17 protein-coding genes and 1 tRNA gene are annotated in these 13,804 nt (G+C 72.2%); 14 read left to right on the forward strand and 4 right to left on the reverse strand.

Annotation, left to right across the window (positions count from 1 at the left end):
• Positions 1-83 precede the first annotated feature (83 nt).
• The 4 genes from AC6EI4_RS08885 to AC6EI4_RS08900 all read left to right on the forward strand — a co-directional run bounded on the left by AC6EI4_RS08885 (position 84) and on the right by AC6EI4_RS08900 (position 1,280).
• Positions 84-305, forward strand: a complete 222-nt coding sequence (locus AC6EI4_RS08885) for a hypothetical protein (RefSeq protein WP_498451235.1) — start codon at positions 84-86, stop codon at positions 303-305.
• Between the two features lie 99 nt (positions 306-404).
• Complete coding sequence (locus AC6EI4_RS08890) at positions 405-728, forward strand: WhiB family transcriptional regulator (RefSeq protein ID WP_498423183.1); 324 nt, start codon at positions 405-407, stop codon at positions 726-728.
• Complete coding sequence (locus tag AC6EI4_RS08895; protein WP_498451385.1) at positions 641-985, forward strand: putative WhiB-interacting protein; 345 nt, start codon at positions 641-643, stop codon at positions 983-985. The genes AC6EI4_RS08890 and AC6EI4_RS08895 overlap by 88 nt, the downstream gene beginning before the upstream one ends.
• A gap of 133 nt (positions 986-1,118) precedes the next feature.
• Positions 1,119-1,280, forward strand: coding sequence for a hypothetical protein (locus AC6EI4_RS08900; RefSeq protein ID WP_498423181.1), 162 nt, complete (start codon positions 1,119-1,121; stop codon positions 1,278-1,280).
• A 17-nt stretch (positions 1,281-1,297) separates the two neighbouring features.
• On the opposite strand, the gene AC6EI4_RS08905 is transcribed toward AC6EI4_RS08900, so the two are convergent.
• A complete protein-coding gene (locus AC6EI4_RS08905) occupies positions 1,298-2,206 on the reverse strand; it encodes a hypothetical protein (RefSeq protein ID WP_498423179.1) in 909 nt (302 codons plus the stop codon).
• A 193-nt stretch (positions 2,207-2,399) separates the two neighbouring features.
• Positions 2,400-2,558, reverse strand: coding sequence for a DUF5679 domain-containing protein (locus AC6EI4_RS08910; protein WP_091115022.1), 159 nt, complete (start codon positions 2,556-2,558; stop codon positions 2,400-2,402).
• Between the two features lie 169 nt (positions 2,559-2,727).
• On the opposite strand from AC6EI4_RS08910, the gene AC6EI4_RS08915 reads away from it, so the two are divergent.
• The 3 genes from AC6EI4_RS08915 to AC6EI4_RS08925 all read left to right on the forward strand — a co-directional run bounded on the left by AC6EI4_RS08915 (position 2,728) and on the right by AC6EI4_RS08925 (position 5,477).
• Entirely contained in the window at positions 2,728-3,522 is a 795-nt protein-coding gene (locus AC6EI4_RS08915) for an enoyl-CoA hydratase/isomerase family protein (protein ID WP_498423176.1), read from the forward strand.
• Positions 3,523-3,851: 329 nt separating this feature from the next.
• Positions 3,852-4,910, forward strand: a complete 1,059-nt coding sequence (locus AC6EI4_RS08920; protein WP_498423174.1) for a PHP domain-containing protein — start codon at positions 3,852-3,854, stop codon at positions 4,908-4,910.
• A 9-nt stretch (positions 4,911-4,919) separates the two neighbouring features.
• The gene (locus AC6EI4_RS08925; RefSeq protein WP_498423171.1) at positions 4,920-5,477 is read left to right on the forward strand and encodes a M48 metallopeptidase family protein; all 558 of its coding nucleotides are present in this window, start codon (positions 4,920-4,922) and stop codon (positions 5,475-5,477) included.
• Here AC6EI4_RS08925 and AC6EI4_RS08930 read toward each other — a convergent pair.
• The gene (locus AC6EI4_RS08930; protein ID WP_498423169.1) at positions 5,390-6,034 is read right to left on the reverse strand and encodes an NUDIX hydrolase; all 645 of its coding nucleotides are present in this window, start codon (positions 6,032-6,034) and stop codon (positions 5,390-5,392) included. The genes AC6EI4_RS08925 and AC6EI4_RS08930 overlap by 88 nt on opposite strands.
• Positions 6,031-7,446 (reverse strand): zinc-dependent metalloprotease, encoded by a 1,416-nt coding sequence (locus AC6EI4_RS08935; protein WP_498451236.1) that lies wholly within the window; start codon positions 7,444-7,446, stop codon positions 6,031-6,033. Before AC6EI4_RS08935 ends, AC6EI4_RS08930 begins: the two co-directional genes overlap by 4 nt.
• An 84-nt stretch (positions 7,447-7,530) precedes the next feature.
• On the opposite strand from AC6EI4_RS08935, the gene AC6EI4_RS08940 reads away from it, so the two are divergent.
• From AC6EI4_RS08940 to AC6EI4_RS08970, 7 genes are all read left to right on the forward strand, one after another.
• Positions 7,531-7,971 carry a molybdenum cofactor biosynthesis protein MoaE gene (locus AC6EI4_RS08940; protein ID WP_498423166.1) on the forward strand — a complete coding sequence of 147 codons (441 nt, stop codon included), beginning with the start codon at positions 7,531-7,533 and terminating at the stop codon, positions 7,969-7,971.
• A 71-nt stretch (positions 7,972-8,042) separates the two neighbouring features.
• Positions 8,043-8,282 (forward strand): hypothetical protein, encoded by a 240-nt coding sequence (locus AC6EI4_RS08945; protein ID WP_498451237.1) that lies wholly within the window; start codon positions 8,043-8,045, stop codon positions 8,280-8,282.
• Positions 8,283-8,329: 47 nt separating this feature from the next.
• Positions 8,330-9,388, forward strand: coding sequence for a YlbL family protein (locus AC6EI4_RS08950; RefSeq protein WP_498451238.1), 1,059 nt, complete (start codon positions 8,330-8,332; stop codon positions 9,386-9,388).
• The gene (locus tag AC6EI4_RS08955; RefSeq protein WP_498423160.1) at positions 9,389-10,036 is read left to right on the forward strand and encodes a PPA1309 family protein; all 648 of its coding nucleotides are present in this window, start codon (positions 9,389-9,391) and stop codon (positions 10,034-10,036) included.
• Positions 10,033-13,047, forward strand: coding sequence for a UPF0182 family membrane protein (locus tag AC6EI4_RS08960; RefSeq protein WP_498451239.1), 3,015 nt, complete (start codon positions 10,033-10,035; stop codon positions 13,045-13,047). Before AC6EI4_RS08955 ends, AC6EI4_RS08960 begins: the two co-directional genes overlap by 4 nt.
• A 62-nt stretch (positions 13,048-13,109) precedes the next feature.
• Positions 13,110-13,183, forward strand: a tRNA-Met gene (locus AC6EI4_RS08965).
• A gap of 76 nt (positions 13,184-13,259) precedes the next feature.
• Positions 13,260-13,757, forward strand: a complete 498-nt coding sequence (locus tag AC6EI4_RS08970; RefSeq protein ID WP_498451240.1) for a hypothetical protein — start codon at positions 13,260-13,262, stop codon at positions 13,755-13,757.
• Positions 13,758-13,804: the final 47 nt, after the last annotated feature.

Consider the following 13,804-nt stretch of genomic DNA (forward strand, 5'->3'; position numbering starts at 1 on the left):
CCGATAGTTTCAACCAACGCAATCACGCGCCCCCACGGTCTCGCCACGGCCGGCGCCCGATCACCCGAAGGAGGTGGCCCACGATGAGCAGCTTCGTCCACACTTCGGCGGTTCGGATCCCGAACACGTTCGGCATGCCCGCGTCCGGCCACGCCCTCATCGGTGGCCCGGCCTGCGCTTCTGCCATGCGCGCAGCCGACGCGATTGCCCGCATGCGTCGCATCGACGGCGGCGTCATTGCCGCCGGCGCCGCCACCAAGGCCAATTTCCCGGGGACACCTGCCTGGAGACCACCGAGCTGCTGAGAGCAGCACGGCACCTCCAGGCCGCGGATCCCGATGACGGGATCCGCGGCCTTTTTGATTCCCGCACACCAGCGACCAGGTCAGCAGAGGAGGTGACACATGACCATCAGCGTTCTCAACCGACCCCCGGCCAGCACGGGGCTCGGGCTCGGGCAGCTCCACGAGGCAGCCGAGCAGGTCGAGGAGGCGGGGCTTCCGTGCCGGATCAACGACCCGGAGCTCTGGTTCGCCGAGACACCCACGGACGTAGAGAGCGCCAAGGCCCTGTGCCAGGACTGTCCCGTCCGGACGCTCTGTCTCGACGGCGCCCTCGAGCGACGTGAGCCCTGGGGCGTCTGGGGCGGCGAGCTCTTCCTGCAGGGAGCAGTGATCCCGCGCAAACGGCCTCGCGGCCGCCCGCGCAAGGACGAGGCGGCCGCCTAGCGGGGACCCCCCCAGACCACCCACCCGAGCAGACACGGAGAGGCCGGAGCACACCCATCATGAACACCACCCAGAACCGGAGCACTGACATGAACCACGTACTGCACGAAGAGCTGGCACGACGGCAATGGGCCGAGCGCCTGGGAGAGGCGCAGGAAGGACGGCGCGGACGGCAGGTCGCCCGCGCACACCGCCTGACCCGCAAGGCGGAGAAGGCGGCCCAGCAGGCTCGCCTCACGCTCGCCCGCGCGCTCTGAGCGGAGCCTCGGACCCACTGCACCACCTCAGCTCGACACCACCCGGAGCCGGGCGCGACACCGTTCGCGCCCGGCTTCGGGGCGTCACGGGCCACTGCGCGGGTTGTCCACCGAGGCGCGGTAGCGTGTCGAGATGCTGACCTGCGACTTCTGTGGCCGTCGCACCGAGGAGGGGGCCGCCGCGCTGACCTGGACCACGGCCATCGAGCAGGGCCGGCGCCGCACCTTCTGCGACCGCTGCTCACGCGAGCACCTGCGCGCGATCGAGGGCAAGCTCGACAGCGAGCACTGGTAGCCGCGGCTCGGGCCGGCTCAGCCGACCTCCAGCTCCTCACCCCAGCTGCAGCCGCACTGCGGGTGGCGCAGCCAGGGCTGCGGCTCGAGCCGGAGGGCCGGGGTGACGTGCACGGTCGCCGACCAGGTGAGCGGACGCCCGCCGTCGACCCAGGTCACCAGGTCGCGCACCGCCCAGGCCGTGGCGAGCGCGACCAGGCTGGGGTCGACGGGCTCGGGCACCGCGGCCTCGCGCGCCGCGACGTACTGCTCGAGCACCAGGGGATGGGCCGGGTCGCCGTCGCGCCGGTGGGCGTCGAGGCAGCGCAGGCAGGCCGTCCGGCCCGGCACGACGAACGGGCCGAGGCGGACGTGGCCCTGGACCAGGGAGACCAACAGGTGCGCCCGGCCGCCGTGGTGCCAGGTGTCGAGCCGCTCGCGGGCCGGCTCCCCGAGCGTCAGCAGCAGCTCGGCGACCGGTGCCGCGGGAGACGGGTGCGGGCCGGGCGTCGTCCTCAGCCCGGCGAGCTCGAGCTGGCGGCGTACCTCGTCGCGCCAGGGTTGCGCCGCCTCGACGTGCACCCAGGCCGAGGCCCGCTCGCGCAGCAGCCTGGCGGCGCCGAGCCCGTGCTCGGCGAACGTCGCGGCCACCGCGCGGCGCCGTTCGGGCGCGGCGGGCAGCATGGAGAGCAGCGCGTCGGCGTCGACCACCAGGCCGGCCTCGAGCAGCATCCGGCAGCACGCGCGGGCGGCCGGGGTGCTCGGGTCCCGCGCCCGAGCCTCGCGCAGCGCCTCCAGCCAGGAGCGCACCTCGGGGACGTCGGCCACCACGACCCGCCGGCCGGGCTCGATCCCCAGCTGGAGGTGGCGCCGGTCGCGTCGGGTCAGCCGCACCCCGGGGGCCAGCATCGGCCGGCCCGGCAGCGTCCACCCCAAGCGGTCCGGCACAGAGCCATCAGAAGACATGCCAGCACCCTGCCACTCCCCGCCGCCCTCCCAGCCCCCTCCTCCACACCCCCGCCGACCCGTCACTCCCTCGACCGACACGCCGCAGGAACGCCGAGGCAGTGACGGGTCGGCATGCAAACGGCGGCGCCACCCGTGATCGGGTGACGCCGCCGTGCAAGCGTGTGGGCGGTGCTCAGGCCTTGCCGAGGATCCGGTTCAGGTTGGTCGAGCACACGGGGCAGACGGCCTTCGCCATCCGGGTCCCCTTGTCGTTGACCTTGACCTCGCCTTCAGCCTCGCGCTTCTCCTTGCACTTCACGCAGTAGAACTCGCCGCTCCAGGTCTCCGCCATGACGGCCTCCTTGCCTTCGTTAACTCGGGTCGTCGCGACGGGGATGAGGGGAAGCCCGCCGGGGTCCGGAGCCGTGCGACTCGGCGAACCGTTGGGAAGCGTACGCCACGCGGGCACGCAGGCGTGGGAGGCGGGCGCGACTGCGCGGGCGCTGGCTACGCTGCGGCGCATGTCCGACTACCTGCACCTGCGCCTCGAACGCCCCTCCGAGGGAGTCGCCCTACTCGTCCTCGACCACCCCGAACGACGCAACGCGATGTCGGGGGAGATGACCTCCTCGTGGGTCCGCGCCGTCGACGAGCTCGCCGCCGACGCATCGGTGCGGGTGGTGGTGGTCACCGGCGAGGGCTCCGCATTCAGCTCCGGCGGCGACACCGGCTGGCTGGCCGGTGAGCCCGACGCCGACGTCGCGCAGCTGCGCACCCGGATGCTCGCGTTCTACCGCGCCTGGCTGTCCATCCGCCGGCTCGAGGTGCCCACGATCGCGGCGATCAACGGCCCCGCCATCGGCGCCGGGCTGTGCCTGGCCCTGGCCTGCGACCTGAGGTACGCCGCGGCGGGGGCGCGCCTGGGAGCGCCGTTCGTGCGCCTCGGCCTGCACCCGGGGATGGCCGGCACCCACCTGCTCCCCGACGTGGTCGGCCCGGCGATCGCCCGGGACCTGCTGCTCACCGGTCGCCTCGTGCAGGCCGACGAGGCGTTGCGCCTGGGCCTGGTCTCACGGGTGATCGAGGCGGAGACCTTCCGCGAGGACGTGCTGGCGAGCGCCGCCGACATCGCGGCGACCGCGCCGCTGGCCAGCCGGCTGACGAAGATCGCTCTGGCCGGCGGCGGGCACGCCGACCTCGAGAGCGCCCTGCAGTGGGAGGCGCTGGCGCAACCGGTCACGATGGCCACCGCCGACCTCCAGGAGGGCATCCGGGCGGTGCAGGAGAAGCGGCCTCCGGTCTTCCGCGGCCGCTAGCCGGCACCTCGCCGGCCCGGCGGACGGAAGAGACCCCCGGGCCGGTGAGTCCGACACTTGCCTTCCCCTTGCGAGTGTCGGACGCCGGCCCGGGGGCCTCGTCGCCACCACGCTAGAGAGGCCCGGGCACGAGGTCAACGCGGGCTTGTCCACCTCTGTGGACGAACCTGTGGAAAACATGTGCACTCGGCCGGAAAACCAGTGGAGGACGGACCCGTCGGCTGGGGACGAGTGTGGAGGAGCGAGCCGATTTCGTCGGGTGGCAACCGGCTGACCAGTCACAATGCAGGGCAGGGCCTGTGGAGGAAAACAAATGAGAGGACATCGGCGTGTCGCGTGAGGTGGTCGAGACCGCAGACGAGTACGGCGCGGGGCCGGTGGCCGCGCTGCGCCGCATCGCGTTCCTCCTCGAGCGCGGCCGCGAGGACACCTACAAGGTGAAGGCGTTCCGCTCCGCAGCCACCGCGCTCCTCCCGCTGACGGCCGAGGAGGTCGAGCAGCGCGTCGAGCAGGGCACCCTCACCGAGCTCACCGGCGTGGGCGCCAGCACCGCGAAGGTGATCGAGGCCGCGGTGCGCGGTGTGGTGCCGGAGCGGCTGGCGCGGCTCGAGGCCGAGCACGCCGGCCCGCTGACCAGCGGTGGCGCCGACCTGCGCGCGGCCCTGCGCGGGGACCTGCACTCGCACTCGGACTGGTCCGACGGGGGATCGCCGCTGGAGGAGATGGCGTTCACCGCGATGGAGCTCGGGCACGAGTACCTGGTGCTGACCGACCACTCGCCCCGGCTCACCATCGCGCACGGACTGAGCGCGGAGCGGCTGCGCCGCCAGCTCGACGTGGTCGACGCCGTGAACGACCACCTCGGTGACGGCGGCTTCACCCTGCTCAAGGGGATCGAGGTCGACATCCTCGACAACGGCGACCTCGACCAGCGCGACGAGCTGCTCGAGCGCCTCGACGTGCGGGTGGCCAGCGTGCACTCCAAGCTGGGGATGGACCCCGACGCGATGACGCGGCGGATGGTCAACGCGGTGCGCAACCCGTTCACCAACGTGCTGGGGCACTGCACCGGCCGGCTGGTGACCGGCGGACGGGGGACGCGCAAGGAGTCCCAGTTCGATGCCCGGGCCGTCTTCGAGGCCTGCGCCGAGCACGACGTCGCGGTCGAGATCAACGCCCGACCCGAGCGCCGTGACCCTCCGAGCCGGCTGATCGAGCTGGCCCGCGATCTGGGCTGCCTGTTCTCGATCGACAGCGACGCGCACGCGCCCGGACAGCTCGACTTCCAGGTCTACGGGTGCGAGCGAGCCGAGGAGCTGGGCATCGATGCGGACCGGATCGTCAACACCTGGCCAAAGAAACGCCTGCTGACCTGGGCGAACGGCTAGCGTGCACCCATGCCCGAGATCGAGATCCGTCGCTCCAAGCGGCGTCGACGCACGGTCTCGGCCTATCGCGAGGGCGACCGGATCGTCGTGCTGCTCCCCGAGAGCCTGAGCGTGGCCCAGGAACAGCAGTGGATCGACAAGATGGTCGCCCGCCTGGAGCGCTCCGAGGCGCGCCGGCGCCCCTCCGACGACTCGCTGCTGCTGCGGGCCCGTCAGCTCAGCGACCTCTACCTGGGGGGTCTGGCCCAGCCCGACTCGGTGCGCTGGGTGGCCAACCAGCGCACCCGCTGGGGCTCGTGCACGCCCGGGGACCGCTCGATCCGGCTCTCCACCCGGCTGCGCGGGATGCCGTCGTGGGTCGTCGACTACGTGCTGGTCCACGAGCTGGCTCACCTGATCGAGGCCCAGCACGACCCGGCGTTCTGGGCCTGGGTCGACCGCTACCCCAAGGCGGAGCGAGCCAAGGGCTACCTGCTGGGCTACTCCGCGGCCAACCACCTCGGGGCGGTGCCCGACGACGACGCGACGGCCACCGAGTTCGACGCCGACACGGCGTCGCTGGACTGAGCGGCGCGGCGTGCGCGGGCCAGGGCGACCAGCTCGACCAGGTCGGGCTCGGGATCGGGCAGCGCCTCGGCCGGCCACCAGCGCAGCGCCAGCGACTCCTCGCTGATCACGTGCTCGGCCTCGGCACGGGCCACCGCGAGGTAGCGCACGTCGAGGTGGTGCACCCCGCCGCGAGCCCCGCAGAACGGCACCGCGTGCTCGCTGAGCTGGACCGGCACCGGGTCGAGGTCGAGGTCGGCGATGCCGGACTCCTCGCTCGCCTCGCGCAGCGCCGCGGCCGCCAGGCTCAGGTCGCCGTCCTCGCAGTGCCCGCCGAGCTGGAACCACCGGCGCGCCTTCGCGTGCAGGGTGAGCAGCACGTGGGCGCCGTCCGCGGAGAGCACCAGCGTGCTGGCCGTCAGATGGTCCGGGTACGACGAGCGCATCAGGCCGTCGGGACGCGCCTGCAGGTGCGCGAGGTAGCGCTCGCGCAGGCGGGACTGCTCGTCGGTCGGCGGCCGCCAGCCCCGGAGCACCGCGAGGGCGTCGGCGTGCAGTCCCCGCGGGGACGTGGTCATTCCGGCTTGTCGCCCTCGAGCAGCTTCTTCAGCTCCGCGTCGAAGTCCTCCTCGGTGAGCTCCTTCGGAGCGGCGGCGTCCTCACGGAAGCCGAGCGGGTCGTCGAGGTCGGCCGCGGTCGGCAGCAGGTCGGGGTGCATCCACACGCCGTCGCGGGCCTCGGCACCCTGCCGGGTGCGCAGCGAGCCCCACAGCGTGGAGGCGTCGCGCAGCCGGCGCGGGCGCAGCTCGAGGCCGACCAGCGAGGCGAAGGTCTGCTCCGCGGGCCCGCCGGCCGCCCGCCGGCGGCGTACCGCCTCCTGCATCTTGGCGGCGGTGGGCATCCGCTCGGCCGTGGCCTGGCCGACGACCTCGTCGACCCAGCCCTCGACCAGCGCGAGGGTGACCTCGAGGCGCTGCAGCGCGGCCTCCTGGGCGGGGGAGCGGGGGATCTCGAAGAGCCCGCCCTCCATCGCCTCCATCATCGCCTGGGGGTTGCTCGGGTCGAACCCGCGCATCTGCTCCTCCAGGCGCGCCTGCATGCCCTCGACGTCGATCTCGCTGCCGCGGGCGAAGTCGGTGACCGCGCCGATCAGGTGCTCGCGCAGCCACGGCACGTGGGCGAAGAGACGCTGGTGGGCGGCCTCGCGCAGCGCCAGGTAGAGCAGCACGTCGTCGTAGCCGACGTCGAGGCCCTCGGCGAACTCCGCGATGTTGGCGGGGATCAGGGCGGCGCGACCGGTCGGGCCGAGCGGCAGGCCGATGTCGGAGGCGGTGAGGACCTCCCCGGCCAGGGCGCCGAGGCCGGAGCCCAGCTGGGTGGCGACCATCGCGCCGGTGGCCTTGCCCAGCATCCCGATCAGCGGTCCGGCCAGGGCGCGGGCCTCCTCGGGCAGCGCCTTGCCGAGCCCTTCGACGGCCGCGACCGCGATCGGCTCGACCAGGCCCTTCCAGACGTCGGTGGTGCCGACGATCCACTCGGCGCGGCTCCAGGCCGCCGTCGAGGTGACCCCGGAGGGGAAGCCGGTGGCGGCGTCGAGCCAGTGGTCGGCCAGCTGTACGGCGTCGGCGACGGCGTCGCTCTGCTTCGACGTGGGGGTGGGGTCCGGCGAGCTCGCCACGGCCTTGCGGGCCATGTCGATGGCGTGGTCCCAGTTGATCGGGCCGTCGTGGGGCTGCATCAGCGACTGGACCTGCGACATCAGCTGGTTGAGGTCGGGCATCCCGGGGATGTTCGGCATGGAGCCGCCGGCGGCGTTGGGGTTGAACCCGAAGCCGAAGCCCGGGCCGCCGGAGCCGGCCGCGCCGGAGCCGAGCGCGCCGAAGAGCTGCTCGAAGGGGGTGCCCTTGAAGGGGTTCTGACCCGCGTTCGAACCCTCGCCGGGGTCCTCGCCGGGGACCTGGTCGGGACCGTCACCGGTGTTGTCACTCATGGGGTCCACGTTACGCGCTGCGGCAAGACGGCGAGAGGGCCCGGGCCGCACCTGGTGGGGCCCGGCCGCACTAGGGTGGCTCGGGTGAGTGCACCTGCCCCCTCCGAGACCGTCCGCCTGGTCGACCTGCGCGAGGTACCCCTCGACGTCGCCGAGGTGGTCGCCGCCCTCGACGACGACGCTGCCGGCGGCCTGACCCTGTTCGTGGGCCGGGTCCGCGACCACGACGGCGGACGCGACGTGGACGGCCTGGACTACAGCGCGCACCCGACCGCGCTCGCGCAGCTGCGCGCGGTGTGCGAGCGCGTCGCCGCCGAGTACGACGTGCACGGCGTCGTCGCGCTGCACCGGGTCGGCACGCTGGCGATCGGGGACGTGGCCGTGATCGTGGCGACCACCTCCGCGCACCGCGACGTGGCCTTCCGGGCCTCCCGGACGCTGATCGACACCCTCAAGGCCGAGGTGCCGATCTGGAAGCACCAGCGCTTCGGCGACGGCGACGACGAGTGGGTCGGCACCCCCTGACCGGGTCTCTCGGCGAGCCGGCCCGGGCGTTTCTGCCGGCCACGCCGCCGTGGGCTGCCTAGGCTGGGCGCGTGGAGATCCTCTTCTGGCTGCTGCCCCCTGTCGTGATGACGGTGCTGGCGATGGCCTGGGTGTCCTGGTTCGGGCGCGAGGGCCGCGGCGAGGTGGATCGCGACGTGGCGATGGCCCGGATGGCGACGGCCATGCGCAAGCCGCTGCCGGGCCGGGCGAGCACCACCCCCACCCCGGCCCGGGACCGCAGCACCGGCATCGCCGTACGGCCGTCGCGAGCCGGCGCCGAGGACCGCTGAGACTCCTGACAGCGGCCTCCTTGCCGCACAATGAGAGGCTTGGGGCCATGAGTCAGCGCACGCTAGCCGTGATCATCGCGGCGCCGTTGGTGATCGGCCTGTGGGTGTGCGCGTTCGTGATGCCTCTGCCCTACGTCACCTACCAGCCCGGCCCCACCGTCGACGTGCTCGCCGAGACCGACGGCGACGAGATCATCGAGGTCAGCGGCCACGAGAGCTACCAGAGCGACGACGGCTCCGACGGCGAGCTCAGGATGACCACGGTCGCCGTCACCCGGGTGGGTGATCGCGTTAGCCTGGTCGACGCGATGCTGGCGTGGTTCGACAAGGACGAGGCGGTCTACCCCTACGACGCCGTCTACGCCCCCGACGAGACCCCGGAGTCCTCGCGCGAGGACTCCGCGGTGCAGATGGTGACCTCGCAGGACACCGCGATCGCCGTCGCGCTGAGCGAGCTGGGCTACGACCTGCAGCCGGCGCTGCGGGTCAGCTCGGTGAGCGAGGGGATGCCCGCCGACGGGGTGCTGCGCCCGCGCGACCTGCTGCTCGAGGTGAACGGGAAGCCGATCCGCAGCGGAGACGACGTGGTCGCTGCCGTCGAGGACGCCGGCACGAAGCCCATCGAGCTCACCATCCGCCGCGACGGGAAGGACCGCACGGTCGAGATCACCCCCCGCAAGGTCGACGGCAAGCCCCTGATCGGCATCGGGATGGGGGTCGGCTACCGCTTCCCCTTCGACGTCGAGGTGCACATCCCCGACCAGATCGGCGGCCCGAGCGCCGGGCTGATGTTCTCGCTCGCCGTCTACGACAGCCTCACCCCCGGCTCGCTGACCGGCGGGAAGAGCGTGGCGGGCACCGGGACCGTCGACGAGAAGGGGGCCGTCGGGCCGATCGGGGGCATCCAGCAGAAGATCGTCGGCGCCCGCGAGTCGGGGGCCGAGCTCTTCCTGGTCCCGCCCGAGAACTGCGAGGCCGCACTGGGCGCTCCCGCCGGGGACATGCGCCTGGTCCGAGCCGACACCATGCACGACGCACGCGTGGCCATCGAGGCCTGGGCGAAGGACCCCGACGCGGACCTGCCCACCTGTACCGAGGAGAGCTGAGTGAACGACGACCACCATCTGGGCGACGAGCGGTCCCCCCACCCGGGCGAGGCGCAGGTGGAGCACCCTCCGCCGGTCGCGGAGCCGCAGATCATCGGCCCCGACGCCGGTGGGCTCGACGTGGACCCGGCGCTGGCCTCGGCCGTCCTGGAGATCGAGAGCCACATCGCCGCCGAGGGCTGGGACCAGCCGGGGCGGCTCTACGCCCTGGTCGACACCGCCGCCCTGGTGGTGGCGGAGCCGGCGCTGGCGGCCGCGATGGGGCTCGACGACTCCAGCGCGGAGGGCTCGCTGACCGCGATCGAGCAGGACCAGCTCACGCCCGGGCAGCTGCTGGAGCAGGTGCTGGAGACCATCACCTGGCCCGAGCAGGTGGCCGGCTGCGCCGCGGTGGTTGAGCGGCTCGTGCTGCCCCCGGAGATCGACGACGAGGTACCCGAGGACGTCGTCGCCGCCCAGGAGTTCGCCCGCCAGCACCCGCTGCGCCAGGAGGTGCGGATGGTGGCCGGCGTGACCCGCGCCGGGGCGACGTACTGCGCGCTGCGGCTGCGCTCCCACGATGACGACCAGTCTGTGGTGGGCGGGGCCGATCTGGTCCCGGCACTGCTGGAGATGCTGCGCTCCACACTCGAGGAAGAGGATCGATGAGCAACATGTTCGGCGAGGGCAGGGCGCGAGCCAAGCGCCCCGCATCGACCAACCAGCCGTCCGGGCGCTCCCGGGCGCTGCTGATCACCGCGGTGGTGCTGGTCCTGGCCTTCCTGGCACTCACCGGCATCTCGTCGTTCTGGACCGAGCGGCTGTGGTTCAACTCGCTGGACTACGGCAGCGTCTTCAGCACGCTGCTGTGGACCCGGATCGGGCTCTTCCTGGTCTTCGGCGCGGTGATGGTGCTGGCGGTGGGGGCGAACCTCTACCTCGCCTACCGGTTCCGCCCGCTGTTCCGCCCGGCCTCCTCGGAGCAGTCGAGCCTGGAGCGCTACCGCGAGGCGGTGCACCCGGTCCGGATGTGGTTGCTGGTCGGCATCTCCCTGCTGATGGGCGTCTTCGCCGGCACCTCGGCGGCGGGGCAGTGGCGGGAGTTCCAGCTGTGGCGCAACGGGGGCTCGTTCGGCTCCAAGGACGCCCAGTTCGGCCGTGACATCGGCTTCTACGTCTTCGACCTGCCCTGGCTGCACTTCCTGGTCGACTTCTCGATGGCGGTACTGATCGTCTCGCTGATGGCGGCGGCGGTCGTGCACTACGTCTACGGCGGCATCCGGCTGCAGGGGCGCGGCGACCGGCTCTCCCCGGCGGCCCAGGTCCAGCTCTCGGCGCTGCTGGGGCTGTTCGTGCTGGTGAAGGCCGTCGACTACTGGCTGGACCGCTTCGACCTGACCAGCGACAGCGGCGGGCTGTTCACCGGCCCCACCTACACCGACGTGCACGCCGTGCTGCCGGCCAAGAACATCCTGGCCGGGATCGCGCTGATCTGCGCGGTGCTGTTCTTCCTCAACGTGTGGCGCCGGACCTGGTTGCTGCCGTCGATGGGGCTGGCCATGCTCGTCCTGTCCGCGGTGCTGCTGGGCATGATCTGGCCGGCCATCGTCCAGCAGTTCCAGGTGGAGCCGTCGGAGGCCGACAAGGAGGAGAAGTACCTCGCCCGCAACATCGAGGCGACGCGCACGGCGTACGACATCGCCGACGCGGAGATCGAGGCGTTCTCCGGTGAGACCGACGTGACCTCTCAGACCCCGCAGGAGAAGGCCGCGCTGGCGCGCAGCGCGATCAACAGCCCCGGCATCCGGCTGGTGGACCCCCAGGTCGTGCAGCAGACCTTCGAGCAGCGCCAGCAGGTGCGTGGCTACTACTCGGTGGCCGACGTGCTCGATGTGGACCGCTACCAGATCGGCGGCCAGGAGCGCGACGTCGTGCTCGGCGTGCGCGAGCTGGACCAGGCCGGCATCACCGCCAGCAGCCAGAACTGGGCCAACCTGCACACCGTCTACACCCACGGGTACGGCGTGATCGCGGCGTTCGGCAACCAGCGTCCCGCCGACAACCAGGCCACCGTCCAGGGTGACGAGCCGGCCTGGGCCGAGGAGAACCTGCCGCCCACCGGCGAGCTGACGAACCTCACCGAGGACGGCTACGAGGGCCGGATCTACTTCGGCGAGAAGTCCCCGGAGTACTCCGTGGTCGGCAAGACCTCCGAGAACGCGAACGACATCGAGCTCGACCTGCCCGGCTCGTCGGGTGACGACATCGACCGCGCCACGACGTACGACGGGGAGGCCGGGGTCAAGATCGGCGGGTTCGCGCGCAAGCTGCTCTACGCGGTGAAGTTCGGCGAGCCCAACCTGGTGCTCTCCGGGCGGGTGCACGAGAACTCCAAGATCCTCTACGACCGCGACCCCGGGCTGATGGTCGAGAAGGTCGCGCCCTGGCTGACCGTGGACAGCGACCCGTTCCCCGCGGTCGTCGACGGCCGGGTGGTCTGGATGCTGGACGGCTACACCACCACCGACCAGTACCCGATGTCGGAGAAGGAGTCGTTCGAGGAGATGACCGACGACTCGCTGGCCGCCGAGACCGCGTTCCAGACGCTGCCGACCGACCAGATCAACTACATGCGCAACGCGGTCAAGGCGACCGTCGACGCCTACGACGGAACGGTGACGCTCTACGAGTGGGACGAGGAGGACCCGATCCTCGAGGCCTGGACCAAGGCCTTCCCCGACACCGTCCAGCCCAAGTCCGAGATCCCCGAGGCGCTGCTGGAGCACATGCGCTACCCCGAGGACCTGTTCAAGGTGCAGCGCTACCAGCTCGGGGCCTACCACGTGGACGACGCCAGCGACTTCTACGAGGCCAACGACCGCTGGGAGGTCCCCGCGGACCCGAACAACACCGCCAGCCTGCAGCCGCCCTACCGTCTCTCGGTGCCGACCGGGGCAGGGCAGGACCGGTTCTCGCTGACGTCGGTCTACACGCCGGCCAACCGCGAGAACCTCGCGGCCTTCGTCTCGGTGGACGCCGACGCGGCCGAGGAGGGCTACGGCACGATCCGGGTCAAGCGGCTCGGCGACACCAGCCAGATCTTCGGTCCCGGTCAGATCGCGAACCAGATCCAGTCCGACGACGTGGTCCGTGACGCCCTGTTCAAGTTCAACCAGGGCGACACGCGGGTGGTCAACGGCAACCTGCTGACGCTGCCGGTCGGCGAGGGCCTGCTCTACGTGCAGCCGCTCTACACGCTGCGCACCACCGGCGACGGCAACTTCCCGGTGCTGCGCTTCGTGGCGGTCTCGTTCGGCGACAACAACGTCGGCATCGGCTCCACGCTCGGTGAGGCGATCTTCGACGTCCTGCAGCTGACCGGCGACCCCGGTGACACGCCGGCGGGCGGCGGGGAGCCGGAGGCCGAGCCCCAGACCGGTGGCGGCGGTGGCGAGCCGCTCAGCGGCACGGTGGCCGAGCGGGTGCGCCAGCTGCTGACCCAGGCCGACGAGCTGTACGCCGAGGCCGACGCCGCGCTCGCGGACGGTGACCCGTCGCTGTGGGCGGAGAAGTCGCGCGCCGCTCAGAAGCTGGTGGAGCAGGCGCTCGAGGAGGCCGGCGGCGAGGCCGGTCCGGCCGACGCCGAGCAGGGTGGGGGAGGCGCCGACGACGCCGGGTGACCGGGGTCACGGGGAAGCGATTTGGCTCCGCCCTGCCACTCACGTACTGTTCTACTCAGCGGCGCGGGGTGGAGCAGTTCGGTAGCTCGCTGGGCTCATAACCCAGAGGTCGCAGGTTCAAATCCTGCCCCCGCTACTAAGACTTCAGCCCTCCAGGCTCAGCCTGGGGGGCTGAAGTCATTTCGTCGTGGCTTGCCCTACAGTCACCTCCCATGAAGGTCCGGGACTCCCACGGCAGGGTGTGGCGCGTCTCGCGGCGGTGGCTGCCCTGGCGTCGGCGCGGTGAGTTCTCCGACCAGGTGGAGGGCCTGGGGTTCCTCGAGGCGGAGCCGGACGACCCGATCGGCTGCGTCCTGTGGCTGGTCGGGCTCGCGCTCGCGATCCCGACCCTGATCCTCGCCGCGATCGGCGTCACCTTCGCCCTCGTCGAGCTCCTCGCGCTGGTGGTGCTGCTCCCGTTCGCGGTGCTCGCCCGGGTGGTGTTCGGCCGGCACTGGCACGTCGAGGTGCGGCACGGGTTCGAGCGCATCTGGGAGACCGACGCCGGCGACTGGGCCGCCAGCCGGGAGGTCATCGCCGCCAACGCCGAGCTGCTGCGCCGCGACGAGCATCCCGCCCAGCGCCAGGTCCCGGTGCAGCCGCCGCAGGCGCCGCGGCCGCGGCCGGCCGGTCCAGGCGGTCGGCACGCCCGTCGCGACGAGGGCACGTGAACGACGAGGCCGCGAGGTCGACCGGGCGCAGGGTGATGGTCGACACC

The sequence above is a fragment of the Nocardioides sp. Z43_10 genome (genome assembly GCF_059766615.1).